The organism is Pseudomonas sp. MHK4 (assembly GCF_054600775.1).
This window is the reverse complement of sequence record NZ_BAAIAK010000018.1, coordinates 17921-43147: the sequence shown is the minus strand read 5'-3', so window position 1 is coordinate 43147 and position 25227 is coordinate 17921. Positions and strand designations below refer to the sequence as shown.

27 protein-coding genes are annotated in these 25227 nt (G+C 60.1%); 3 read left to right on the top strand and 24 right to left on the bottom strand.

The window, feature by feature from the left end; genetic code table 11:
• The first annotated feature begins 2 nt into the window (after window positions 1–2).
• Window positions 3–824 carry a peptidoglycan DD-metalloendopeptidase family protein gene (locus tag ACYP2Q_RS29055; protein ID WP_459733608.1) on the top strand — a complete coding sequence of 274 codons (822 nt, stop codon included), beginning with the start codon at window positions 3–5 and terminating at the stop codon, window positions 822–824.
• Window positions 825–960: 136 nt separating this feature from the next.
• Here ACYP2Q_RS29055 and ACYP2Q_RS29050 read toward each other — a convergent pair whose 3' ends face one another.
• Window positions 961–1317 (bottom strand): hypothetical protein, encoded by a 357-nt coding sequence (locus ACYP2Q_RS29050; RefSeq protein ID WP_459733607.1) that lies wholly within the window; start codon window positions 1315–1317, stop codon window positions 961–963.
• Between the two features lie 388 nt (window positions 1318–1705).
• Between ACYP2Q_RS29050 and leuA the strand changes: the two genes are divergently transcribed.
• A complete protein-coding gene (gene leuA / locus ACYP2Q_RS29045; protein WP_274077256.1) occupies window positions 1706–3385 on the top strand; it encodes a 2-isopropylmalate synthase in 1680 nt (559 codons plus the stop codon).
• A gap of 179 nt (window positions 3386–3564) precedes the next feature.
• On the opposite strand, the gene ACYP2Q_RS29040 is transcribed toward leuA, so the two are convergent.
• The 21 genes from ACYP2Q_RS29040 to trmJ all read right to left on the bottom strand — a co-directional run bounded on the left by ACYP2Q_RS29040 (window position 3565) and on the right by trmJ (window position 22416).
• Window positions 3565–4356: an amidohydrolase gene (locus ACYP2Q_RS29040; protein WP_459733606.1), complete on the bottom strand. Its 792-nt coding sequence runs from the start codon at window positions 4354–4356 to the stop codon at window positions 3565–3567.
• Window positions 4344–5492, bottom strand: a complete 1149-nt coding sequence (locus tag ACYP2Q_RS29035) for a pyridoxal phosphate-dependent aminotransferase (RefSeq protein WP_459733604.1) — start codon at window positions 5490–5492, stop codon at window positions 4344–4346. The genes ACYP2Q_RS29040 and ACYP2Q_RS29035 overlap by 13 nt, the downstream gene beginning before the upstream one ends.
• A 122-nt stretch (window positions 5493–5614) precedes the next feature.
• Window positions 5615–7084 carry a ribosome biogenesis GTPase Der gene (gene der / locus ACYP2Q_RS29030; protein WP_274077259.1) on the bottom strand — a complete coding sequence of 490 codons (1470 nt, stop codon included), beginning with the start codon at window positions 7082–7084 and terminating at the stop codon, window positions 5615–5617.
• A 208-nt stretch (window positions 7085–7292) separates the two neighbouring features.
• Window positions 7293–8444, bottom strand: coding sequence for an outer membrane protein assembly factor BamB (bamB, locus tag ACYP2Q_RS29025; RefSeq protein ID WP_459733603.1), 1152 nt, complete (start codon window positions 8442–8444; stop codon window positions 7293–7295).
• On the bottom strand, window positions 8437–9078 hold the full coding sequence (locus ACYP2Q_RS29020) for a tetratricopeptide repeat protein (RefSeq protein ID WP_459733602.1): 642 nt from the start codon (window positions 9076–9078) through the stop codon (window positions 8437–8439). The genes bamB and ACYP2Q_RS29020 overlap by 8 nt, the downstream gene beginning before the upstream one ends.
• Before the next feature lie 41 nt (window positions 9079–9119).
• Window positions 9120–10409, bottom strand: coding sequence for a histidine--tRNA ligase (gene hisS / locus ACYP2Q_RS29015; RefSeq protein WP_459733601.1), 1290 nt, complete (start codon window positions 10407–10409; stop codon window positions 9120–9122).
• 37 nt (window positions 10410–10446) lie between these two features.
• A complete protein-coding gene (gene ispG, locus ACYP2Q_RS29010) occupies window positions 10447–11556 on the bottom strand; it encodes a flavodoxin-dependent (E)-4-hydroxy-3-methylbut-2-enyl-diphosphate synthase (RefSeq protein WP_003185136.1) in 1110 nt (369 codons plus the stop codon).
• 3 nt (window positions 11557–11559) lie between these two features.
• Window positions 11560–12564: a RodZ domain-containing protein gene (locus ACYP2Q_RS29005; RefSeq protein WP_459733600.1), complete on the bottom strand. Its 1005-nt coding sequence runs from the start codon at window positions 12562–12564 to the stop codon at window positions 11560–11562.
• Window positions 12564–13322 carry a type IV pilus biogenesis/stability protein PilW gene (gene pilW, locus ACYP2Q_RS29000; protein WP_459733598.1) on the bottom strand — a complete coding sequence of 253 codons (759 nt, stop codon included), beginning with the start codon at window positions 13320–13322 and terminating at the stop codon, window positions 12564–12566. The genes ACYP2Q_RS29005 and pilW overlap by 1 nt, the downstream gene beginning before the upstream one ends.
• Before the next feature lie 16 nt (window positions 13323–13338).
• The gene (gene rlmN, locus ACYP2Q_RS28995) at window positions 13339–14481 is read right to left on the bottom strand and encodes a dual-specificity RNA methyltransferase RlmN (RefSeq protein ID WP_459733597.1); all 1143 of its coding nucleotides are present in this window, start codon (window positions 14479–14481) and stop codon (window positions 13339–13341) included.
• 28 nt (window positions 14482–14509) lie between these two features.
• Window positions 14510–14935, bottom strand: a complete 426-nt coding sequence (ndk, locus tag ACYP2Q_RS28990; protein WP_024014216.1) for a nucleoside-diphosphate kinase — start codon at window positions 14933–14935, stop codon at window positions 14510–14512.
• An 88-nt stretch (window positions 14936–15023) separates the two neighbouring features.
• Window positions 15024–15224 carry a Fe-S cluster assembly protein IscX gene (iscX, locus tag ACYP2Q_RS28985; protein ID WP_007973999.1) on the bottom strand — a complete coding sequence of 67 codons (201 nt, stop codon included), beginning with the start codon at window positions 15222–15224 and terminating at the stop codon, window positions 15024–15026.
• A gap of 14 nt (window positions 15225–15238) precedes the next feature.
• Complete coding sequence (fdx, locus tag ACYP2Q_RS28980) at window positions 15239–15580, bottom strand: ISC system 2Fe-2S type ferredoxin (RefSeq protein WP_459733596.1); 342 nt, start codon at window positions 15578–15580, stop codon at window positions 15239–15241.
• A 2-nt stretch (window positions 15581–15582) separates the two neighbouring features.
• Window positions 15583–17445, bottom strand: a complete 1863-nt coding sequence (gene hscA, locus ACYP2Q_RS28975; RefSeq protein ID WP_459733595.1) for a Fe-S protein assembly chaperone HscA — start codon at window positions 17443–17445, stop codon at window positions 15583–15585.
• Window positions 17446–17496: 51 nt separating this feature from the next.
• The gene (gene hscB / locus ACYP2Q_RS28970) at window positions 17497–18018 is read right to left on the bottom strand and encodes a co-chaperone HscB (RefSeq protein ID WP_046820394.1); all 522 of its coding nucleotides are present in this window, start codon (window positions 18016–18018) and stop codon (window positions 17497–17499) included.
• An 8-nt stretch (window positions 18019–18026) separates the two neighbouring features.
• A complete protein-coding gene (gene iscA, locus ACYP2Q_RS28965; protein WP_003227904.1) occupies window positions 18027–18350 on the bottom strand; it encodes an iron-sulfur cluster assembly protein IscA in 324 nt (107 codons plus the stop codon).
• Between the two features lie 34 nt (window positions 18351–18384).
• Window positions 18385–18771 (bottom strand): Fe-S cluster assembly scaffold IscU, encoded by a 387-nt coding sequence (gene iscU, locus ACYP2Q_RS28960; protein ID WP_046820395.1) that lies wholly within the window; start codon window positions 18769–18771, stop codon window positions 18385–18387.
• Between the two features lie 100 nt (window positions 18772–18871).
• On the bottom strand, window positions 18872–20086 hold the full coding sequence (locus tag ACYP2Q_RS28955) for an IscS subfamily cysteine desulfurase (RefSeq protein ID WP_459733594.1): 1215 nt from the start codon (window positions 20084–20086) through the stop codon (window positions 18872–18874).
• A gap of 50 nt (window positions 20087–20136) precedes the next feature.
• The gene (iscR, locus tag ACYP2Q_RS28950) at window positions 20137–20628 is read right to left on the bottom strand and encodes a Fe-S cluster assembly transcriptional regulator IscR (RefSeq protein WP_007903581.1); all 492 of its coding nucleotides are present in this window, start codon (window positions 20626–20628) and stop codon (window positions 20137–20139) included.
• Window positions 20629–20866: 238 nt separating this feature from the next.
• Entirely contained in the window at window positions 20867–21643 is a 777-nt protein-coding gene (gene cysE, locus ACYP2Q_RS28945) for a serine O-acetyltransferase (protein WP_046820397.1), read from the bottom strand.
• A gap of 2 nt (window positions 21644–21645) precedes the next feature.
• Window positions 21646–22416 carry a tRNA (cytosine(32)/uridine(32)-2'-O)-methyltransferase TrmJ gene (gene trmJ, locus ACYP2Q_RS28940; protein WP_459733593.1) on the bottom strand — a complete coding sequence of 257 codons (771 nt, stop codon included), beginning with the start codon at window positions 22414–22416 and terminating at the stop codon, window positions 21646–21648.
• Between the two features lie 146 nt (window positions 22417–22562).
• Here trmJ and suhB point away from each other — a divergent pair, with 146 nt between their 5' ends.
• Window positions 22563–23381 carry a type III secretion system regulator SuhB gene (suhB, locus tag ACYP2Q_RS28935; protein WP_034150845.1) on the top strand — a complete coding sequence of 273 codons (819 nt, stop codon included), beginning with the start codon at window positions 22563–22565 and terminating at the stop codon, window positions 23379–23381.
• A 259-nt stretch (window positions 23382–23640) separates the two neighbouring features.
• On the opposite strand, the gene ACYP2Q_RS28930 is transcribed toward suhB, so the two are convergent.
• On the bottom strand, window positions 23641–24192 hold the full coding sequence (locus tag ACYP2Q_RS28930; RefSeq protein WP_459733592.1) for a glycine zipper 2TM domain-containing protein: 552 nt from the start codon (window positions 24190–24192) through the stop codon (window positions 23641–23643).
• A gap of 120 nt (window positions 24193–24312) precedes the next feature.
• Window positions 24313–25227, bottom strand: a complete 915-nt coding sequence (gene secF, locus ACYP2Q_RS28925; RefSeq protein WP_459733590.1) for a protein translocase subunit SecF — start codon at window positions 25225–25227, stop codon at window positions 24313–24315.

Genomic DNA, 25227 nt, shown 5'->3' with positions numbered 1-25227 from the left:
CCATGCCCCGCTTTCTAGCTCCACTGCTGTTGCTGTGCCTGACCTTCAACGCCCACGCCGACAGCTACATCACCCGCCTGCTGAACAAACCGGTGCCGGGCGGCGTGGCGGTAGTCGACCTGGGCAGTGCCGCGCAAGCGCCGAAAGCCAGCTACCAGGGCAAGCCGGTGCTGGTGATCAAGGAACAGAACAATTGGCTGGCCATCGTCGGCGTGCCGCTGACCGTCAAGCCGGGCGCACAGTCCATCAGCAGCGGCGGGCGCAGCCTGGGCTTCACTGTCGGCAACAAGAAGTACCCGGAACAGCGCATCACCCTGAAAAACACTCAGCAGGTCAATCCTGACCCGGACAATCTCAAGCGCATCGAGCGAGAACTGGCGGAGCAGATCGCCGCCTACCGCACGTTCAGCCCGAACACACCGAGCAACCTGCTGCTGGACAAACCGGTCAACGGCCCGCTGTCGAGCAAGTTCGGCGTGCGCCGGTTCTTCAACGATGAAGAGCGCAATCCTCACTCGGGCCTGGATTTCGCCGTGCCAGCCGGTACGCCGATCAAGACCCCGGCCGCGGGCAAGGTGATCCTGATCGGCAACTATTTCTTCAATGGCAACACGGTGTTTGTCGACCATGGCCAGGGTTTCATCAGCATGTTCTGCCACATGTCGAAGATTGACGTGAAGGTTGGCCAGCAACTGGCTCGCGGTGGCGTGGTGGGTAAAGTCGGAGCGACCGGCCGGGCGACAGGGCCGCATATGCATTGGAATGTCAGCTTGAATGATGCACGGGTGGATCCGGCGATTTTCATTGGGGCGTTTCAGCCTTAGTTATTGGGTGAGGCTGATGGCCTCTTCGCCAGCAGGCTGGCTCCCACAGGGTATATACGGCGTACACAATATCTGTGCTCACCCGATCCACTGTGGGAGCGAGCTTGCTCGCGATGGCGGCATCACAGGCGACCATTTATTCCGCATCCAGATCCTCAATCCCATGGGCCTCCCGGTCCGCCAGGCAGTGCTTGACCCACTCCTGGGTTTCCGGCGAAAAACCGCTCAGCTCCTCGGCCGTGATCAACTCCCGCGCACACAGCCCCAGCAAATGCGACCGCGCTTCATGACGTGAAAACCTGAACACGCCAAACGCCCAATACAGTTCTTTTTGCCCAGCCTTGAGCAATTCCTCGCTTGCATCGATCCGCTCATAGGGAGCAACGCTCTTGTCCAGCACGATCTTTTCGACGTCGGACATGATCCGGGTGCACATCCGCTCATGGGCCACCGGTCGCAATACGCCATACAGCTTCCAATCGTACTCGTTCATCACCGACTCCTGTTTGCCAGTCGAGGCTTTAAGAATAGCCCCGCCGCCAACAACCGGCGCTCAATCCTTCGATTGCGCATCGCTCAAGCCTTGCGCAAGCAACCTGATGATCACCGGAGTTTCCCGCAATAAAATCTCGTTACAGTTGCGCTGAAGAGGATTCCTCTCAATTTTTTTCGACCGCTTGCCATCCTTCCCCCCCGCGGTTAGGGTTGAAGGCATGAAAACCTCTCACACCCTCATTCAGCTTCGTCAGCACCGCAGTTTGTGCCTTGTCAGTGCACGACTGCCGGGCTGAATCGCGGCACCTCATCCCAGCGTTACTCCAAGAACATATTGATCCACCGGCAGGCCGCCTTTTTTCGGCCCACACAATAAGGATTTCCCGATGAGCATGCTCAAAGACCCGTCTTCGAAATACCGCGCGTTCCCGACCATCGATATCCCGGACCGCACCTGGCCGTCGAAGACCATCACCGCCGCGCCGATCTGGTGCAGTTCCGACCTGCGTGACGGTAACCAGTCGCTGATCGAACCGATGGACGCCGTCAAGAAGCTGCGCTTCTGGAAAACCCTGGTGCAGGTCGGCGTTAAAGAAATCGAAGCGTCGTTCCCGGCCGCCTCGCAAACCGACTTCGACTTCGTGCGCACCCTAATCGAAGGCGGCCACATCCCGGACGACACCACCATCCAGGTGTTGACCCAGGGCCGTGAAGACCTGATCGAGCGTACTTTCGAATCCCTGCGCGGGGCGAAGAAAGCCATCGTTCACCTGTACAACGCGACCTCCCCTTCCTTCCGCCGCATTGTCTTCAACCAGGACAAGGACGGGATCAAGGAAATCGCCGTCAGCGCGGCCAAGCTGTTCGTCAAGTACGCGGCCATGCAGCCGGACACGGAGTGGACCTTCGAGTACTCGCCGGAAACCTTCAGCGCCACAGAACTGGAATTCGCCAAGGAAGTCTGCGACGCAGTGATCGAGGTCTGGAACCCGACGCCCGAGCACAAGATGATCCTCAACCTGCCGGCCACCGTCGAATGCGCGACCCCGAACATCTATGCCGACCAGATCGAATGGTTCGGCCGTCACATCAATCGTCGTGACAGCGTGATCATCAGCCTGCACACCCACAACGACCGTGGTACTGGCGTTGCCGCCACCGAACTGGGCCTGATGGCCGGCGCCGACCGTGTCGAAGGCTGCCTGTTCGGCAACGGCGAGCGTACCGGTAACGTCGACCTGGTGACCGTGGCCCTGAACATGTACACCCAGGGTCTCGATCCGCAGCTGGACTTCTCCGACATCGACGGCGTGCGCAAAGTCGTCGAAGAGTGCAACCAGATCCAGGTGCACCCGCGTCACCCGTACGTCGGCGACCTGGTACACACCGCGTTCTCCGGCTCGCACCAGGATGCGATCCGCAAGGGCTTTGCCCAGCAGAAATCCGATGCATTGTGGGAAGTGCCATACCTGCCGATCGACCCGGCCGACATCGGCCGCAGCTACGAGGCGGTCATCCGCGTCAACAGCCAGTCGGGCAAGGGCGGTATCGCCTACTTGTTGGAACAGGAGTACGGCATCAGCCTGCCGCGTCGCATGCAGATCGAGTTCAGCCAGGTCGTGCAGCGTGAAACCGATCGCCTGGGCCTGGAAATGACCGCCAAGCAGATCCACTCGCTGTTGATCAGCGAGTACCTGCAAGCCAACACCCCGTACGCGCTGGTCAGCCATCGCCTGCAGGAAGAAAACGGCAACAGCGCCGTCGAAGTGGAAGTGGCCAGCAAAGGCCAGGGCGAAACCAACCTGCACTGGCGCGGCAAGGGCAACGGCGCCCTGGAAGCGCTGGTGGCCGGCCTGCCGATCCCAGTGGAAATCATGGACTACAACGAACACGCCATCGGCGCGGGCACCAATGCCAAGGCGGCTGCCTACATCGAGCTGCGCGTGAACGGCGAACGTGCGGTACACGGTGTGGGCATCGATGAAAACATCACCACCGCCAGCTTCAAGGCCCTGTTCAGCGCGCTGAACCGCTCGTTGAGCCAGCCGGAAGCGAAAGCGGCGTAATCAGCCTTCGCTGAAATACAAAAGGCCCCGGAGTGAAACCTCCGGGGCCTTTTTTTGCCTGCTGGTCTTGTGCTGCCTGTTCTGGCCCCATCGCCAGCAGGCTGGCTCCCACGGGAGATCGCCTTTCCCATGTGGGATCCAGCCTGCTGGCGATGAGGTCCTGTCAGGCGCCGCGAATATCAGGTGAACTCGAACGTGTCTGCATCCAGATTCGCCGGGAAGCGTTCACGGTAAGCAGCCAGTGGCGCAGCTTCCAGTACCACTTTGAACACGCCATCCGCCTCCCCTGCGCTGAGCAACGTCTCCCCCTGGAAATCCAGCACCTGGCTATCACCGGTATAAGCAAAACCTTTGCCGTCGGAGCCAATGCGATTGACCGCCGCCACATAACACAGGTTCTCGATCGCCCGCGCCGGCAGCAAGCGGTTCCAGTGCTGGCGGCGGGCGCCCGGCCAGTTGGCGGTGTACAGCAACAGGTCGGTGTCCTGGGCATCGCGACTCCACACCGGGAAGCGCAGGTCGTAGCAAATCAGCGGCCGTACTCGCCAGCCCTTGAGCTCGAACTGCACCTGGCGTTCGCCGGGGGTGTAGTGGTTATGTTCACCGGCCATGCGGAACAGGTGGCGTTTGTCGTAGTGCCACACTTCGCCATCCGGCCGTGCCCACAACAGGCGGTTGCGGTGGCTGCCGTCAGCAGCCTGAACGATCACGCTACCGGTGATCACCGCGTCGAGTTTGGCCGCCTGTGCCCGCAGCCATTTGCTGGTGGGGCCGTTTTCCGTCTCGGCAAGGGTCTCGGACTCCATGGAGAAACCGGTGGTGAACATCTCCGGCAGAATGATCAGGTCAGCACCGCGGGCCTGCTCAAGCAATGGCTCGAAATGCTCGAGGTTGGCCTGGCGGTCGTGCCAGGCCAGGGTGGTCTGGATCAATGCAACGGTCAGGTTCGGCAGCGCACTCAGATCACGCATAGTTTTTCCGCTGCTTCACGCAGGGTCTCCTCTCGTTTGGCAAAACACAGGCGCACCAGGCGCTGGCCTTCTGGCGGTGTCTGGTAGAACACAGAGATCGGGATACTGGCCACGCCATGTTCGCGAGTCATCCACAGGGCCATCTCGACATCGTTGAGGTCCGGACGGATCTGCGAATAATCGACCAGCTGGAAATAGGTGCCGGTCGCCCGGGTGAAGCTGAAACGCGAAGGCGCCAGCAGATCGCAGAACAGATCGCGCTTGGCCTGGTAGAACGCCGGCAATTTCTCGACGTGTTCCGGGTGTTCGGCCATGAAGTCGGCCAAGGCATATTGCAGCGGTGTCACGCCGCAGAAATTGACGTACTGGTGCACCTTGCGCAATTCCGCCGTCAGGGCCGGTGGCGCGACTACATAGCCGGTTTTCCAGCCTGTAACGTGGTAGGTCTTGCCGAACGAACTGACGACGAATGCACGCTGATACAGCTCTTCATGGGCCAGCACGCTGACGTGGGGCACGCCGTCATACACCAGGTGCTCATAGACCTCGTCGCTGATCAGATAGATGTCGCGATCACGGATCAAGGCCGCCAACTGGTCGAGTTCGGCACGGCTGATCAGCGCACCACTGGGGTTGTGCGGGCTGTTGAGAATAATCATCCGCGTGCGCGGGCTCAGTGCCTGGGCAAGCTTATCGAAGTCGATACTGAAATCGTCCAGACCCAGTTGCACATGCACGCAACGACCGCCGGCCAGCTCTACCGAGGGCTCGTAACTGTCGTATGCCGGGTCGAACACGATGACTTCGTCGCCGCTGTGGATAACCGCCTGAATGGCACAGAAAATCGCTTCGGTCGCGCCAGGGGTGACCGTCACTTCGGTATCCACATCCACTTGCACGCCATAGCTGCGGGCGATCTTCACCGAAATTTGCTGGCGCAACACCGGCAGCCCGGTCATTGGCGAATATTGATTATGGCCGCTGGCGATATGCCGGCCGACCGCATCGCACAGGGCCTGCGGGGCAGCGAAATCGGGAAAGCCCTGGGACAGGTTGAGCGCCCCGGTTTGCGCCGCGAGCTGAGACATCTGAGTGAAGATGGTGATGCCGACATTCGGCAGCTTACTGGTGATCATCGAGGAACCCTGCTCTACACCCGGCTCAGACGACGGCGCGGGAGAGCCCGAGAATAGCCCAAACGACAGGCATGAAAAAGGGCGCCATCGGCGCCCTTTCAATCTCACAGGTAAAACCTGAATCAACGCTTGTCGCGGCGCTTCTTGTCGGCCTTCTTGTGGTGCGACATCAAGCGACGCTTCTTGTTGACCTGGCGGTCTGTCAGCGAGTTCTTGTTGCCTTCGTACGGGTTCTCGCCGCCCTTGAACTCGATGCGGATCGGCGTACCGACCAGCTTCAGCACGCGGCGGTAAGTGTTCTCCAGATAGCGCACGTACGACTTCGGCACTTTCTCGATCTGGTTACCGTGGATCACGATGATCGGCGGGTTCGCACCACCCAGGTGAGCGTAACGCAGCTTGATCCGACGGTTGTTGACCATCGGCGGCGCGTGCTCGCCCACCGCATCTTCCAGGATCTGGGTCAGGCGGTTGGTTGGCCAGCGAGTAACAGCCGACTTGAACGAGTTCTGTACGGAGGCGTACAGGTTGCCCACGCCAGTGCCGTGCAGTGCCGAGATGAAGTGGATGTCGGCGTAGTCAACGAAGAACAGCCGACGTTGCAGCTCGACCTTCACGAAGTCGCGCTCGCTCGGCGTCATGCCGTCCCACTTGTTGATCGCGATCACCAGCGCACGACCCGATTCAATGGCGAAGCCCAACAGGTTGAGGTCGTGATCCACCACGCCTTCGCGGGCGTCCATCACGAAGATCACCACGTTGGCGTCTTTGATCGCTTGCAGCGTCTTGACCACGGAGAACTTTTCAACTTCTTCGTGGATCTTGCCGCGCTTGCGCACGCCGGCGGTGTCGATCAGCGTGTACTTCTCGTCGTTACGCTCGAACGGGATGTAGATGCTGTCGCGGGTGGTGCCGGGTTGGTCGTAGACGATGACCCGGTCTTCACCGAGCATGCGGTTGACCAGGGTCGACTTGCCGACGTTCGGACGGCCGATGATGGCGATCTTGATCCCGTCTTTTTCGCTCGGGCCAGGAATGCGCTTGGCTTCCTCGCCTTCGGCAACGATTTCTTCCTCGCCTTCTTCCGGCTCTTCTTCGTCTTTCGGGAACTCGCTCAGGGCGATTTCCAGCATCTGGGTGATGCCACGGCCATGAGCACCGGCGATCGGGATCGCGTGGCCCATGCCCAACGGGGCGAATTCGGCGCGGGCCATGTCAGGGTCGATGTTGTCGACCTTGTTGGCAACCACGTAGGAACGCTTGTTACGTTTGCGCAAATGCTCGGCGATCATCTGGTCGGCGGCGGTGAAACCGGCCTTGGCATCTACCAGGAATAGAACAACATCTGCTTCTTCAATGGCCAGCAGCGACTGCTCGGCCATTTTTTCGTCCATACCATGCTCGTCACCGGAGATACCGCCGGTGTCGACCAGAATGTAGGAACGCCCTTGCCACTTGGCCTCACCGTATTGGCGATCACGGGTCAGACCGGACAAGTCGCCGACGATGGCGTCGCGAGTCCTGGTCAGGCGGTTGAACAAGGTGGACTTGCCGACGTTCGGTCGGCCCACCAGGGCGATTACGGGAACCATGCGGCTCTCCACTTCGTTATTTCAGAAAATACAAAAGCCGCTGCGAGGCAGCGGCTGGTGCTCGGGACCATCCCAGGGCACGTACCTGTAGGAGCGAGCCCTGCTCGCGAAAAACGCATGGACACCGCGTTTATCCAGGAAGCCACCGCTTTCGTTGGCGCCCATCGCGAGCAAGCTCGCTCCTACAGTTAAAACCCAAGCATAGTCGTTACTTGATGGTCAGGGCTTCCAGCTTGCCACTGTTGCCATACACATAAATCGTGTCACCCACCACCAGCGGACGCGCGCGCAGGCCGTCGCTGTCGATGCGCTCACGGCCGACGAATCGACCGTCCACCTGACTCAACAGGTGCAGGTAACCTTCCAGGTCACCCACTGCAACGTAGCTGGAGAACACTTCCGGAGCCGACAGTTGGCGGCGGGCCAGCGAATCGTTGCTCCACAAGGCTGTGGTGGAACGCTCGTCGACGCCTTCAACGGTGCCCGAAGACAGACTCACGTAGACGCTGCCAAAACCCTGGGCGACACCCGCGTAGCTGGAAGCATCACGCTGCCACAGCTGACGGCCGCTTTGCAGGTCCAGTGCCGCAACGCGACCCTGGTAGCTGGCGACGTAGATCGTCTCGCCGGACAACAGCAAGCCGCCGTCGATGTCGACCACGCGTTCCAGTTCCGAACGACCTTGCGGGATCGCTACACGCTGTTCCCACACCGGCACGCCGTTGGAAATGTCGAGAGCGACCACTTTACCGGTCGAAAAACCAGCCACGGCGAGGCGGTTGGTCACGATCGGTGCACTGGTACCGCGCAGGGTCAGCACCGCCGGGGTGCTGTCATACAACCAGCGCTGGTTGCCGGTGGCGGCATCCAGACCGATCAAACGGTCGTCCTGGGTCTGGACCACGACCACATCGCCATTGTTGGCCGGCGGCGCGAGGACTTCGCTGGACACGCGAGCGCGCCATTTCTCTTCGCCGTTGATGGCGTCCAGGGCAACGATTTCACCCTTGAGCGTACCAACCGTCAGCAGACCGTAACCCACGCCAACGGCGCCGGAAACAGGCAGTTCGAGATCTTTCTTCCACTTGACGTCGCCGTTGCTGCGATCCAGCGCCATCACTACACCGGTGACATCGGCGGCATAGATGGTATCGCCTTCGATGGCCGGAACCAGCATGTTGTAGGTTTCGCCCTGACCGTCACCGATCGAACGACTCCACTGCTTTTGCAGGACCACTTCTTCCTTGAAGTCGGTCAACTCGGCCGGTGGCAATTCTTTCTTGCTGTTGCTGCTGCAACCCGCGGCCAAAATGGCCAGGGCCAGCAATGCTGCATGCTTCCAACGAATCACGTCACGCATCCCCTTTGGCCAGGTCGTCCAGCTTGATTTGCAGGCCACCGACCGCCGCTTCGTCCGACAGTGCCGCCTTGGCTTTTTGATACGCCGCGTGTGCTTCGTCGGGACGACCCAGCTGTACCAGCAGGTCGCCCTTGAGTTCTTCGCGAGTGGCCAGGAAGGCCTTGTCGGCATCGCCTTCCAGCAGTTTCAGGGCTTCATCGGCCTTGTCCTGTGCAGCCAATACCTGTGCCAGGCGCTGACGGGCGATTTCGCCCAGTGCCGGGTTGGCTGGCTTGGCGACGATGGCTTTCAGCTCGGTGGCTGCGTCATCGAGCTTGCCGCTGTCGACCGCGACTTTCGCCACGAACAGACTGCCGTATTGCGCATAGGCGCTGCCGGCGAACTCGCTGTTGAGCTTGCCAGCCAGGTCCGAAACACGCGCCGCATCGGGCTTGCCGTCAGGGGTCAGCGTGGTTTCGAGCAATTGCTGATAGAGCATCGAGGCGCCTTGCGACTGGTTGCTCTGATACTTCTGGAACGCCTGCCAACCGAACACGATGACCAGCGCCAACAGGCCGCCGGTAACCAGGGGCTTGCCGTTGCGTGACCACCATTCCTTAAAATCCGCCAGCTGTTCGTCTTCGGTACTCGACACCCCAATACTCCTTAATCGCTAATTCGGCTGTTTAGACAGCTTCAACCCTGCACGACGCAGGTGGCCAGGTGAGCGGCAAGCGCGTCCCAGGCAATGCTTTGTTGTTCGCCCTGGCCACGCAGGGGTTTGAAACCTACCACTTGCTGGGCCATCTCGTCGTCACCGAGGATCAGTGCGAACAGCGCACCGCTCTTGTCGGCTTTCTTGAACTGGCTCTTGAAGCTGCCGGCACCGGCATTGACTTGCAGGCGCAGGTTGGGCAACTGGTCGCGCACGCGCTCGGCCAGGGTCAGGCCGGCCAGCTCGGCGGCTTCACCGAAGGCGCAGAGGTAGACGTCGACCTGACGGGAGATCTCTTCAGGGATCTGCTCCAGGGTTTCCAGCAGCAGCACCAGACGCTCGATGCCCATGGCGAAACCGACGCCCGCAGTAGGCTTGCCGCCCATCTGCTCGACCAGCCCGTCGTAACGACCACCGGCACACACGGTGCCCTGGGCGCCAAGTTTGTCGGTAACCCACTCGAAAACAGTCTTGCTGTAGTAATCCAGCCCGCGAACCAGCTTCGGGTTGATCACATAAGGAATGCCGGCGGCGTCCAGGCGAGCCTTGAGGCCCTCGAAGTGCACGCGGGATTCTTCGTCGAGGTAGTCGGCCATTTTCGGCGCATCGACCAGTACCGCTTGAGTGTCGGCGTTCTTGGTGTCAAGAACCCGCAGCGGGTTGGTTTTCAGGCGGCGCTGGCTGTCTTCGTCGAGCTTGTCCAGATGCGCCGAGAGGTACTCGACCAGCGCTTCACGGTAGCGACCACGGGATTCGCTGGTGCCCAGGCTGTTGAGTTCGAGCTTGACCGCATCGCGAATGCCCAGCTCGCCCCACAGGCGCCAGGTCAGCACGATCAGCTCGGCGTCGATGTCCGGACCGTCGAGGTTGAACACCTCGACACCGATCTGGTGGAACTGGCGATAACGGCCTTTCTGCGGACGCTCGTGACGGAACATCGGGCCGATGTACCAGAGTTTCTGTACCTGGCCACCGCCGGTGATGCCGTGTTCGAGCACCGCACGCACGCAGGCTGCCGTACCTTCAGGACGCAGGGTCAGGGAGTCGCCGTTGCGGTCGTCGAAGGTGTACATCTCTTTTTCGACGATGTCGGTCACTTCACCGATGGAGCGCTTGAACAGCTCGGTGAACTCGACGATCGGCATGCGGATCTGCTTGTAACCGTAGTTATCCAGCAAACGCGAAACGGTGCCTTCGAAATGACGCCACAGGGGGGTCTGTTCGGGCAGGATATCGTTCATGCCACGAATGGCTTGCAGAGACTTGCTCACATTAAATCCTTAAATTCATTCGGCTCTTCAATCGGGCTCAGCCGCGCGCGATAACCGCTGCGTCAGCTTCGACCTTCTCGGCCGCTTTCTGGCGGATCAAGCGTTCAAGCTCATCCACCAGATTGTCATTCGTCAGTTTCTGCGACGGCTTGCCGTCGATGTAAATCAGGTTTGGCGTGCCGCCGGTCAAGCCGATATGGGCTTCCTTGGCTTCGCCCGGCCCGTTGACCACACAACCGATGACCGCAACATCCAGCGGCACCAGCAGGTCTTCGAGGCGCCCTTCCAGCTCATTCATGGTTTTCACCACATCGAAGTTCTGCCGCGAGCAACTCGGGCAGGCGATGAAGTTGATGCCACGGGAACGCAGGTGCAGGGACTTGAGAATGTCGTAGCCGACTTTCACTTCCTCGACCGGGTCAGCCGCCAACGAGATGCGAATGGTATCGCCGATCCCTTCGGCGAGCAGCATACCGAGGCCCACGGCAGATTTCACTGTGCCTGAACGCAAACCACCGGCTTCGGTAATCCCCAGGTGCAGCGGCTGGACGATTTCCTTGGCCAGCAAGCGGTAGGCTTCGACGGCCATGAACACGTCGGAGGCCTTCACACTGACCTTGAAATCCTGGAAGTTCAGGCGTTCAAGGTGCTCGACGTGGCGCAACGCTGATTCGACCAGCGCGGCCGGGGTCGGCTCGCCGTATTTCTTCTGCAGGTCTTTTTCCAGGGAGCCGGCGTTGACGCCGATACGGATCGGAATGCCGCGATCGCGGGCGGCATCGACCACCGCGCGCACGCGGTCTTCACGACCGATGTTGCCCGGGTTGATCCGCAGGCAGTCGACGCCCAGTTCGGCCACGCGCAACGCGATGCGGTAGTCGAAGTGAATGTCGGCAACCAACGGTACCTTGACCAGTTGCTTGATCTTGCCGAAAGCCTCGGCGGCGTCCATGTCCGGCACGGACACCCGCACGATATCGACGCCCGCGGCTTCCAGGCGGTTGATTTGCGCAACGGTCGCAGCGACGTCGTTGGTGTCGCTGTTGGTCATGCTTTGCACAGCGATGGGCGCATCGCCGCCAACAGGAACGTTACCGACCCAGATCTTGCGCGATTCGCGACGTTTGATTGGAGATTCGCCGTGCATGACTTATTGACCCAACTTCAGGCGAGCAGTCTCGCCACTGGTGAACGGAGCGACATTGACCGCCTGGCCGTTGTAGCTGACCTGCGCGCCACGGGCATAACCCAGGCGTACGGAAAACGGTGGCTTGCCACTGAGGGATACGCTATCGCCTTTACGCTTTAGACCGCTCAACAGCACCTTGCCGGCGCCGTCGGTCACCTGGGTCCAGCAATCGGCGGTGAACTGCAATTGCACCTGGCCCTGACCTGCAACCGCAGGCGCTGCTGGAGCTGGAGCGGCAGCGGTTGGCGCTGGCACTGCTGGAGCAACCGGTGCAGTCACCACCGGCGCCGCAGCCGCAGGTACCGCCGGGGCTGGCGTTGCAGGTGTGGCGACGATCGGAGCGGCAGCTGGCGTAACAGGCGCTGGCGTTTCAGCCGATGCAGGGGTCGAGGTCTCAGCCTGTGGCAATACCAGGGCCGTGGCGTTTTCCGCCTGATCTTCTGCGACAGCCTGGTCTTCCGGCTCGTCCAGCGGATGAATCTGGGTGGTGCCGTCGGCGCCTTCGACTTCAACGTGTTCCGGGCTCAGGCTGACCAGGTCCTTGGTGCGCTGCGAGGTCTGGTCCTGCCACCAGACAAAACCGCCACCCACCACGGCCACCAGCAACAACAGGCTGACAATGCGCAGGATGGTATGGGACACACGCACGGGCTCTTCGATACGGCCCAGGCTGTGCACATTGCTGCCCTTGGAATCGGTACCGGTGGATTGGTCGAACTGCTGGACCAGAACGGCCTGGTCCATGCCGAGCAACTTGGCATAGGCGCGAATATAGCCGCGGGCAAAGGTATGCCCCGGCAGCTTGTCGAAAGCACCGGCTTCCAGATTACTCAGGGAGCTGACGGTAAGGTTGAGCTTGAGGGCCACTTCGGCCAGCGACCAGCCATTGCTTTCGCGGGCCTGGCGCAAGGTCTCACCGGGGTTAACGCGATTCGCTGCTACAACTTCAGGATGCGCCGCTTTCATCATTGCTCCGACAGGTATTGCTGATATTCCGGTGTACCGGGATAGAGTCGTTTTAATTGCAGGCCAGCACTGGCGGCCTTGTCGCGATCATCAAACACTTTGGCCAGGCGAATGCCGAGCAATAGACTACGTGCATTTTGCTCGGTAAGCAGGCTAAAACGATCGTAATAGTCACGCGCGGGCACATAATGCCTGTCTTCGTAGGACAACTCAGCCATTTCCAGCAATGCCCGAGGCTGTCGTCGGTTCAAGCGCAGGGCTTTTTCCAGTTGTTGCTGGGCCAACTCGCGCTGGCCGAGCATCGAGGCCGTCATGCCCAGGTTCTCGAACACGCGGGAGCGCTCAGGATACAGGGAATCGGTGGCGGCCTGTTCGAAGCGCTCGTAGGCTTCCTTGTAACGTTTCTGCTCGAAGAGAAAACTGCCGTAGTTGTTGAGGATTCGCGCATCGGCGGGGCGGGAAGACAGCGCCTTGCGAAAATGCTGGTCAGCCAGGTCCGGCTCCATTTCGGCCTGGAACACCAACCCCAGCGCCGCATTGGCGTCCGGGTCGGCGGCGTCCAGCTCCAGCGCCTTCTTCAAGGGCACCTTGGCGCGTTCAGTCATGCCCTGTTGCAAATACCCGATGCCCAGTTGCACGTAGGCATCGCGCGCCTCGTCACGGCCTTTGCTGGTCTTCATCGGGTTGTAGTCGCCCGAAAGCACACAGCCAGCACAGAGGCTGGCCAGTAGCAAAAGCAGCGCAAAGCGCAGGGACATGGAGATCCTCTCTTGATTACTTCGCAGCGTTCGAAGCCATATCGTTGTCGGCGTTGAGTTCACGCACGGCGATATAACGTTCGCTGCGACGGGTGCGATCCAGCACCTGCCCTACCAATTGACCACAGGCCGCATCGATGTCTTCACCACGGGTGGTGCGGACAGTGACGTTGAAACCGGCATGATGAAGCTGATCCTGGAACCGGCGAATGGCGTTGTTGCTCGGTCGCTCGTACCCGGAATGCGGGAACGGGTTAAACGGGATCAGGTTGATCTTGCACGGGATGTTTTTCAGCAACTCGATCATCTCGACCGCGTGCTCGACCTTGTCGTTGATGTCTTTGAGCAAGGTGTACTCGATGGTCAGCACGCGCTTTTCGCCGAGATTCGACATGTAGCGCTGGCACGACTCGAGGAGCATCTTAAGCGGATACTTCTTGTTGATCGGCACCAATTGGTTACGCAATGCGTCATTCGGTGCGTGCAGGGACAACGCCAGGGAGACGTCGATGTGCTTGGACAGCTCATCGATCATCGGTACCACGCCGGAGGTCGACAGGGTCACGCGGCGCTTGGAAATGCCGTAGCCCAGGTCGTCCATCATCAAGTGCATGGCCGCGACGACGTTGTCGAAGTTCAGCAGCGGCTCACCCATGCCCATCATCACCACGTTGGTGATGGCACGGTCGACGGTTGCCGGGACGCTGCCAAAGGATTTGTTGGCAATCCACACCTGGCCAATGACTTCGGCGGCGGTGAGGTTGCTGTTGAAGCCTTGCTTGCCGGTGGAGCAGAAACTGCAGTCCAGGGCACAGCCTGCCTGGGACGAAACGCACAAGGTGCCGCGTTTGCCCTGGGGAATGTACACGGTCTCGACGCAGCTGCCGGACGCCACGCGCACCACCCATTTACGGGTGCCGTCGCTGGAGATGTCCTCGCTGACCACTTCCGGACCACGGACCTCAGCAACAGCCTTGAGCTTTTCGCGCAAGGCCTTGCTGACGTTCGTCATGGCGTCGAAATCATCGACGCCAAAGTGGTGAATCCATTTCATTACCTGACCGGCACGGAAACGCTTCTCCCCGATTGAGTCGAAGAATTTTTCCATTTCCTGTTGAGTCAGACCCAGCAGGTTGGTTTTTACAGTCGATGTAGTCATGGATTCACCTTCACTCTTAAGCCAATGCTTAGCGAGTGGTTACTTCAGTAGCTGCGAAGAAGTATGCGATTTCGCGAGCGGCAGCGGCTTCGGAGTCCGAACCGTGTACGGCGTTGGCGTCGATCGATTCAGCGAAGTCAGCACGGATGGTGCCGGCAGCTGCTTCTTTAGGGTTGGTAGCGCCCATCAGCTCACGGTTGCGAGCGATAGCGTTTTCGCCTTCCAGAACCTGAACGACAACCGGACCGGAGGTCATGAAGGCAACCAGGTCGCCGAAGAAACCGCGCTCGCTGTGCTCAGCGTAGAAGCCTTCGGCTTCGGCTTTGGACAGTTGCTTCAGTTTCGAAGCTACAACGCGCAGGCCAGCGTCTTCGAAGCGAGTGGTGATCTTGCCGATCACGTTTTTAGCAACGGCGTCAGGCTTGATGATGGAGAAAGTACGTTGAACAGCCATGGTGTAACTCCAGAAACGGTAATTTGCGAAAAATTAAACCCGCGAATTATACGCGGGTTCCTGGGTATTGCCTAACCTGCAGCGTGGCTCAGTCGCGTTCTTCGATCCAGTGGGCCTGAATGGCCTCCAGGATCTTTTCGCCACAATGTTCAGGCATGTCGTCGAAATCGGGCAATTCCATCACCCATTTACGCAGATCGACGAAGTTGACCGACATAGGGTCCACGTCGGGCTTGCTTTCAGCCAGCTGGATCGCGATCTCCAGCACATCAGTCCACTTGAGTTTCATGACAATTCCTTGAATCAGTGCGGTGCTTCAGCTGCGTGGTTGAGCGAGTACTTCGGAATTTCCACGGTCAGGTCTTCGGTGCCGACCTTGGCCTGGCAGCCCAGGCGGGACACAGGCTCAAGCCCCCAGGCCCGATCCAGATAGTCTTCTTCCAGTTCGTCAGCCTCTTCCAGCGAGTCGAAACCCTCGCGAATCAGGCAGTGACACGTGGTGCAGGCGCAGACGCCGCCGCAGGCACTTTCCATCTCGATATGGTGTTCGTGGGCCAGTTCGAGGATGGAAACACCCGTCTCAGCCTCCACCACCATGCCTTCCGGGCAAAACTTTTCGTGTGGCAGAAAAATGACCTGCGGCATCGTTATTCCTCAATCTCATTCAGGTTGCGCCCCGCCAGCGCGGCTTTCACCGTCGAGTCCAGGCGGCGGGCAGCAAAGGCGTCGGTCACTTGCGACAGACGCTTGGTCTGCTGCTCGATGGCGAAACCATCGGTACCTTTCATCAGTTCGGCCAGCTCCTGCACCTGCAGGTCGATGACCAGGCGCTCGTCGGCGTCGAGCAGTCGCTCGCCGTCGGCCTCAAGTGCAGCCTGGACCGCTTCGATCAGGCGCTGGGCGTCGACCTGCTGCTCACGCAGTACGCGGGCAACCTTGTCGTCGTTGGCGTGCTGGAACGAATCCTTGAGCATCTTGGCGATTTCGCCGTCGGTCAGGCCGTAGGATGGCTTGACCTGGATGCTGGCTTCCACACCCGAACCCAGCTCGCGGGCGGAAACACTGAGCAAACCATCGGCATCGACCTGGAAGGTCACGCGAATCTTCGCCGCACCGGCGACCATCGCCGGAATACCGCGCAATTCGAAGCGCGCCAGGGAGCGGCAGTCGCTGATCAGCTCGCGCTCGCCCTGCAACACGTGGATCGCCATGGCCGACTGGCCGTCTTTGTAAGTAGTGAAGTCCTGGGCGCGAGCGACGGGGATGGTGGTGTTGCGAGGAATCACCTTCTCCATCAGGCCGCCCATGGTTTCCAGGCCCAGGGACAATGGAATCACGTCCAAGAGCAGCAATTCATCGCCATCGCGCTTGTTGCCGGCCAGGGTATCGGCCTGGATCGCGGCACCGATGGCCACCACTTGATCCGGGTCGATTTCAGTCAATGGCTGACGACCGAAGGCTTCAGCCACCGCTTCGCGAACGCGCGGTACGCGGGTCGAACCGCCAACCATGACCACCGCATGCACGTCTTCCAGCTCAACACCGGAATCACGTACTGCACGGCGGCAGGCTTTCAGGCTGCGGGCGACCATCGGCTCGATCAACGCATCGAAGGCTGCGCGGGTCAGCTCGGCTTTCCAGTCGCCGTGAACCACTTCCACCGACGGGGCATTGGTCAGCGCTTCTTTAGCCGCGCAGGCGGTTTGCAGCAGTTGACGCTGCGCGCCCGGGTCGAGATCGGCGGACAGGCCGGCGCTCTCGATGATCCAGCCAGCGATCGCATGGTCGAAGTCATCGCCGCCCAGGGCACTGTCGCCACCCGTAGCCAACACTTCGAAGACACCGCCGGTCAGGCGCAGAATGGAAATATCGAAGGTGCCACCGCCCAGGTCATAAATCGCGACCAGGCCTTCGGCGTGCTGGTCCAGACCGTAGGCCACCGCCGCTGCCGTCGGCTCGTTGAGCAGGCGCAGCACGTTGAGGCCGGCCAGCTTGGCCGCGTCCTTGGTGGCTTGGCGCTGAGCGTCGTCGAAATAGGCCGGAACGGTGATCACCGCGCCTACCAACTCGCCACCCAGCGTCGCTTCAGCGCGCTGACGCAGGACCTTGAGGATATCGGCGGACACTTCAACCGGGCTTTTCGGGCCCTGGATCGTCTCGATGAACGGCATGTGCGACTCGCCACCGACAAAGCGGTACGGCAGCTGGTCACCCAGCTGCTTGACGTCGGACAGACCACGACCCATCAAGCGCTTGACCGACAGCACGGTGTTCAGGGGATCGGTGGCGGCCGCCAGCTTGGCGGATTCGCCAACTTCGACGCGATCGGCGTGGTAACGCACGGCAGACGGCAGGATAACCTGCCCTTGCGCGTCGGCCAGAGGCTCGGAAAGACCACTGCGCAATGCAGCGACCAGCGAATTGGTAGTGCCCAAGTCGATCCCCACAGCCAGACGACGCTGGTGCGGTTGAGGACTTTGGCCGGGTTCGGCGATCTGCAGTAGGGCCATCGTTATCAGGACTTATCTGTATATCAGGCGTGCGACCGGAGCGGCACTGGGTTAATCGTCGAGGCGCTCTTCCAGCTGGCGCACTTCGTAGGTGAGCTTGTCGAGGAACTGCATGCGCCGCATCAGGCGTTCGGCCTGTTCGCGGTGCGCGGCATCGTTCCAGCAAGCTGCGAAGCTTTGGTTCAGTTCATCCTGGGCAGCCTTGAGGCGGCGCTTGAAGACGGCAACGCCATCGAGGTCGGCGCTGTCCTGCAGGTCTTCGAGCTCTTCGCGCAACTCCATCTGTTGCAGCAAAAACTCCGGATCATGCACCGTGACCTCCAGCGGCAGCTCGCCACCATTCAAGGCGAGCAGGTAACGCGCGCGCTTGGGTGGACTCTTGAGCGTCTGGTAGGCCTCGTTGAGGCTCGCGGATTGCTCCAGCGCCAGCCGCTGCTCTCGCTCGGAAGCGTCGGCAAAGCGGTCCGGATGAACACTGCGCGCCAACTCACGGTAGCGCGTAGCCAGCTGGTCGAGATCCAGATTGAAGCTCGGTTGCAGCTCGAATAAAGCGAAATGACAAGGAGTACCCACGACAAGCCTCAGATGTTGAAGCTTTCGCCGCAGCCACATTCACCGCGTACGTTGGGGTTGTTGAACTTGAAGCCTTCGTTCAACCCTTCCTTGACGAAATCGAGCTCGGTGCCGTCCAGGTAGGCCAGGCTCTTGGGGTCGATGATCACTTTTTCGCCGTGACTCTCGAACACCTGGTCCTCTGCAACCACCTCGTCGACAAACTCCAGCACGTAGGCAAGGCCGGAACAGCCTGTGGTGCGAACACCCAGGCGAATCCCTTCACCCTTGCCGCGCCCGTCGAGGGAGCGCCGCACGTGTCGAGCAGCCGCTTCTGTCATGCTGATAGCCATCGGTGACTCCTTACTCGTCGCCAAAAACTGAAAGTCAGATCAAGCCTTTCTTCTGCTTGTAGTCGCGAACGGCGGCCTTGATGGCGTCTTCGGCGAGCACGGAGCAGTGGATTTTCACTGGCGGCAGGGCCAGCTCTTCAGCCAGCTGGGTGTTCTTGATGGTTTCCGCTTCGTCCAGGGTCTTGCCCTTCATCCACTCGGTGGCGAGGGAGCTGGAAGCGATGGCCGAACCGCAGCCGTAGGTCTTGAACTTGGCATCTTCGATGATGCCGGCTTCGTTGACCTTGATCTGCAGGCGCATCACGTCGCCGCATGCCGGGGCGCCGACCATGCCGGTGCCAACATCCGGGTCTTCGGCATTCATCTTGCCGACGTTACGCGGGTTTTCGTAGTGGTCGATGACCTTTTCGCTGTAAGCCATGATTCTAATCCTCACTCATCAGGGCCGCTCTTGAGACCCTGTAGCTGCGCTGCGTCAGTCGCCGCGTCGCTACAGGAGCTGTATCTGGCGGCTTCTATATTTAGTGTGCCGCCCACTCGATCTTCGAGATATCGACGCCGTCTTTGTACATGTCCCACAGCGGCGACAGAGCGCGCAGCTTGGTAACGGCCTCGCAAACTTTCTGCGCGGCGTAATCGATTTCTTCTTCGGTGGTGAAACGGCCGAAGGTGAAGCGGATCGAGCTGTGTGCCAGTTCGTCGTTGCGGCCCAGGGCGCGCAGTACGTACGAAGGCTCAAGGGACGCCGAGGTGCAGGCCGAACCGGACGAAACCGCCAGGTCCTTGAGCGCCATGATCAGCGACTCGCCTTCAACGTAGTTGAAGCTCAGGTTCAGGTTGTGCGGGACGCGGGCAGTCAGGCTGCCGTTGACGTACAGCTCTTCCAGGTTCTCGACCTGTTTGTAGAAACGGTCGCTCAAGGCCTTGATGCGCACGTTCTCGGCAGCCATGTCTTCCTTGGCCACACGGAACGCTTCGCCCATGCCGACGATCTGGTGGGTCGCCAGGGTGCCGGAACGCATGCCGCGCTCGTGACCGCCGCCGTGCATGGTCGCTTCGATACGTACGCGCGGCTTGCGGCTTACGTACAGGGCGCCGATCCCTTTAGGACCGTAGGTCTTGTGGGCGGAGAACGACATCATGTCGACTTTCAGCTTCTGCAGGTCGATTTCGACCTTGCCGGTGGACTGAGCGGCGTCGACGTGGAACAGGATACCCTTGGAACGCAGCAGTTCACCGATCGCAGCGATGTCGTTGACGGTGCCGATTTCGTTGTTCACGTGCATCACCGACACCAGGATGGTGTCGTCGCGCAGTTCGGCTTCGATCATCTCTGGAGTGACCAGGCCGTCGGTGCGAGGCTCGATGTAGGTGACTTCGAAACCTTCACGCTCCAGTTGGCGCATGGTGTCCAGGACAGCCTTGTGCTCGATCTTGGTGGTGATCAGGTGCTTGCCTTTGGTGGCATAGAAATGTGCCGCACCCTTGATTGCCAGGTTGTCGGATTCGGTGGCACCGGAGGTCCAGACGATTTCGCGCGGGTCGGCGTTGACCAGGTCGGCCACCTGACGACGGGCGTTTTCGACGGACTCTTCGGCTTTCCAGCCAAACACGTGGGAACGGGACGCCGGGTTACCGAAGTTTCCGTCGACCAGCAGGCATTCACTCATCTTTTGCGCGACACGCGGATCAACCGGGGTAGTCGCTGAGTAATCAAGGTAAATCGGCAATTTCATGGACTATCTCCTAAATCAGGCTGGCTGGCGTGCCGCTAGCTCTCTGGCTGTCATTCGACGGCGGACGCTTCAATCTTGTCCAGGCGTGGCGCCTTGCTGTTGCAACGGCGTTGATCCTGACGCTGGGCTACTTCTTGCACCTCACGGCGAGTCACAAGGTCAGCCAAGCTGATACCGCTCAGAAATTCGTGAATCTGCAGGCTCAGATCGCACCACAAGTGGTGGGTCAGGCAGGTGTCGCCTTGATGGCAATCACCCTGGCCCTGGCATTTGGTCGCATCGACCGATTCGTTCACCGCATCGATCACCTGGGCGACCTGGATACCTTGCATGTCGCGAGACAGCTGGTAACCGCCGCCCGGACCGCGAACGCTGGACACCAGATTGCTGCGGCGCAATTTGGCAAACAGCTGCTCAAGGTAGGACAGGGAGATGCCTTGGCGCTCGGAGATATCGGCCAGGGACACGGGCCCGTGCTGCGCGTGCAACGCCAGGTCGAGCATGGCGGTCACGGCGTATCGGCCTTTTGTAGTCAGTCGCATGGACAATTACCACGGAGTTCGGAATGAGGCGAGTATGCAATTCCCGAGTATTTAAGTCAACTATAAGACCTAGTACTTTAGTCAGGTTTACCCGCAAAAGAGCGGGCGCATCATAGCAAAGGCTGTGTGGTTACAGCCAGCGATTGCGCGTTATCGTTCATCGCCAGCAGGCTGGCTCCCACATTTGAAATGCATTTCCCTGTGGGAGCCAGCCTGCTCGCGAAGAGGGCGACGCGGTCTAGCTGGCCTGACTCTGATCTTTGTCTTTTACGCAGGCGAAGTCTTCTTCGCGCAGCTCAGGCAGGTCTTTCGCACAGTAATTACTGCCCAGGTCCTTCAACGCCCCGCACATCCCCTCCAGGCGCCCATCGACCGCCTGCAGATGATCGAGCAGCTGGTTGATGGCGCGCGCCACCGGGTCCGGCATGTCTTCAGTCACGCCGTAGGCATCGAAGCCGATTTTCTCGGCCATGGCCTTGCGCTTGGCGTCCAGCTCCTGGTCGGGTTTGACGATGATCCGCCCCGGAATCCCCACCACGGTAGCGCCCGGCGGCACTTCCTTGGTCACCACGGCATTGGAGCCGACCTTGGCGCCCGCCCCCACAGTGAACGGACCCAGCACCTTGGCGCCGGCACCGACCACCACGCCATCACCCAGCGTCGGGTGGCGCTTGCCTTTATTCCAGCTGGTACCACCCAGGGTCACGCCCTGATAGATGGTGACGTCATCGCCGATCTCGGCGGTTTCACCAATGACGATGCCCATTCCATGGTCAATGAAGAAACGCCGACCCACCTTGGCCCCCGGATGAATCTCGATCCCGGTCAACCAGCGACCGAAGTTCGACACCAACCGCGCCAGCCATTTCAGGTCCGCGCGCCACAGCATGGCCGACAAACGGTGAATCCAGATGGCATGCATGCCGGGGTAGCAGGTCAGGACTTCAAAAGCGTTACGCGCCGCCGGGTCTCGATGGAATACGCTCTGGATATCTTCACGCAAACGCTCAAACATCTTTAATCCTTCCGATTAAGAAGCTCACCACGGGCCGCTTTCTGGGTTTCCGTGAGGATGCCACGCAAAATATTCATTTCCGCCCGGCTGACCGAGCTGCGTCCGTACAACCGGCGCAGGCGCGCCATCAAGTGCCGTGGCTTTTCCGGATCGAGAAATTCGATGGCCACCAGGGTTTGCTCCAGGTGCTCATAGAATCGCTCCAGTTCATCCATGGTCGCCAGCTCAGCGCTTTTGACCGATGCCACTTCTTCCTTCTCGACCTTGGTCGGCTGCCCTTGGGCGGTCAACCAGGACATGCGCACTTCATAACTCAACACCTGCACCGCCGCCCCAAGGTTCAGCGAGCTGAACTCAGGGTCTGATGGGATGTGCACGTGATAATGACATCGCTGCAGCTCTTCGTTGGTCAGGCCGGAATCTTCACGACCGAACACCAGGGCGATCTCGGCGCCCTGCCCGGCTTCCTCGACCACTTTCGTGCCGCATTCGCGCGGATCGAGCAGTGGCCAGGGGATGCGCCGGTCGCGGGCGCTGGTGCCGAGCACCAGGTTGCAACCGACCAGGGCATCTTCCAAGGTGGCGACGACTTGCGCGTTTTCAAGGATGTCACCGGCACCGGAAGCGCGGGCATCGGCCTCGTGGTGCGGGAACAGGCGCGGCTCAACCAGCACCAGGCGCGACAGGCCCATGTTCTTCATGGCACGCGCAGCCCCGCCGATATTGCCCGGATGACTGGTGTTGACCAGGACGATACGAATGTTTTGCAGCAAGGGAGGCGCTCTCGAACACGATAATCGGGAGCCGAATCTTACAGCTGTAGCTACCGTTAAGCCATGAAAGCGAACGTCGTCCTTCTCCTGTAGAAACTTTCTGATAGAATGCCCGGCTTTCTTTAACAACCTTAGGTGACACATCCATGCAGCCCATGCTGAATATCGCGCTGCGCGCCGCCCGCAGCGCCAGTGAATTGATCTTCCGCTCCATCGAGCGCCTGGATACCATCAAGGTCGACGAAAAAGACGCCAAGGATTATGTATCCGAGGTGGACCGCGCCGCCGAACAGAAAATCATCGACGCACTGCGCAAGGCTTACCCGAATCACTCGATCCTGGGTGAAGAGACTGGCCTGCACGCCGGCAGCGGCATCGAAGGCGAAGAGTACCTGTGGATCATCGATCCGCTGGACGGCACCACCAACTTCCTGCGCGGCATTCCTCACTTCGCTGTCAGCATCGCCTGCAAATACCGCGGTCGCCTGGAACACGCCGTGGTCCTGGACCCGGTTCGCCAGGAAGAATTCACCGCCAGCCGTGGTCGCGGCGCCCAACTGAACGGCCGTCGCCTGCGCGTCAGCGGTCGCACCAGCCTGGACGGCGCCCTGCTGGGTACCGGCTTCCCGTTCCGTGACGACCAGATGGACAACCTCGACAACTACCTGGGCATGTTCCGCGCCCTGGTAGGCCAGACCGCCGGCATCCGCCGCGCAGGTTCCGCGAGCCTGGACCTGGCCTACGTGGCTGCCGGCCGTTTCGACGCGTTCTGGGAGTCGGGCCTGTCCGAGTGGGACATGGCCGCTGGCGCCCTGCTGATCCAGGAAGCAGGCGGTTTGGTGAGCGACTTCACCGGCGGTCACGACTTCCTTGAAAAAGGCCACGTCGTTGCCGGCAACACCAAGTGCTTCAAGGCAGTGCTGACGGCCATCCAGCCGCACCTGCCGGCCTCGCTGAAGCGCTAAGCTTGCGGCGACAGAAAAAGCACCCTGCTGGGTGCTTTTTTTATGCCTGCAATTCACCCCCAAAAACACCACAACCTCACTGTAGGAGCGAGCTTGCTCGCGAAGGTCGTCAACGATAACGCGTGAATTCTGGATAAACGCGGCGCCCTTGGGTTCTTCGCGAGCAAGCTCGCTCCTACAGCGGGGTTGCAGCGATGCATAAATTTTTGGCACAAAAAAGCGCCCCGCAGGGCGCTTTTTTTAACTCGTTACCAGCAGATCATTGCCCCTGCTGATTCTCCGACAAGATCAACTTGCCTTCCTTATCCACAGGGATCTGATTCCCCGGGTCACGATCCATCCGCACCTTGCCTTCCTTGCCATCCAGCGAATAACGCACGTCGTAACCCACGACCTTGTCACTGATGTCATTCACCGTATTACAACGGGTCTGGGTCGTGGTGTAGGTGTCACGCTCCTGCATGCCCTCCTGCACCTTGTTACCGGCATAACCACCGCCGACAGCGCCTGCAACCGTGGCAATCTTCTTGCCGGTGCCACCGCCGATCTGGTTACCCAGCAAACCACCTGCCAGCGCGCCTACGACCGTACCGGCGATCTGGTGTTGATCTTTCACCGGCGCCTGCCGGGTCACAGCTACATCCTTGCACACTTCACGTGGAGTCTTGATTTGTGTCTTGACCGGCTCAACGGCGAGTACTTGCGCGTACTCGGGGCCGTTATTTTTAACCAGGCTGTAGGTGGCCACAGCACCCCCGGCAGTTACACCGACAGCACCCAATACCGCACCAACCAGCATCGACTTGTTCACATGAACCTCCTGACCATCACATGCGGCACTTGTCCGCGCTTCTCCCAGCCTTGGAGCATAAAAAAAGGCGCGAGTTCAACTCGCGCCTTTTTTGGACTACGTCGCTGAAGGAATTGCCCTTCAAGGACGGTCGTCGACTTCCTTCTCGGTGTTGGCCGCAGGAATCAGATCTTCAGAGCTCAGGTTCAGCCAGATCAGCACCACGTTAGCGATGTAGATCGACGAGTAAGTACCCGCCAGCACCCCGATGAACAGGGCGATGGAGAAGCCGAACAGGTTGTCGCCACCGAAGAACAACAGGGCCGCGATCGCCAGCAAGGTGGAGATCGAAGTGGCCATGGTGCGCAGCAGGGTTTGCGTGGTCGAGATGTTGATGTTCTCGATCAGGTTGGCCTTGCGCAGCACCCGGAAGTTCTCACGAACCCGGTCGAATACCACGATGGTGTCGTTGAGCGAGTAACCGATGATCGCCAGTACCGCCGCCAGCACCGTCAGGTCGAAGGTGATCTGGAAGAACGACAGGATACCGATGGTCACGATCACGTCGTGGATCAGCGAAACGATCGCACCTACCGCAAACTTCCACTGGAAGCGGAACGCCAGGTAGATCAGGATGCCGCCCAGCGCCATCAGCATGCCGAGGCCGCCCTGGTCGCGCAGCTCTTCACCCACCTGCGGGCCGACGAACTCGACGCGCTTGACGGTCGCCGGGTTTTCGCCGCCGACCTTCTGCAAGGCCTCGGCCACCTGGTGACCCAGTTGCGGGTCTTCGCCCGGCATGCGCACCAGCAAATCGGTGGTAGCACCGAAGTTCTGCACGATGGCTTCGTGATAGCCGGCAGTAACCAGCTGTTCACGCACCTTGGTGACATCGGCCGGACGCTCGTAGGTCAGCTCGATGAGCGTACCGCCGGTGAAGTCCAGGCCCCAGTTCATGCCCTTGGTGGCAACGCTGAATAAGGCCAGCACGGTAAGGAACAATGTGACGCCGAACGCAAAGTTGCGAACGCCCATGAAGTTGATTGTACGTAACAT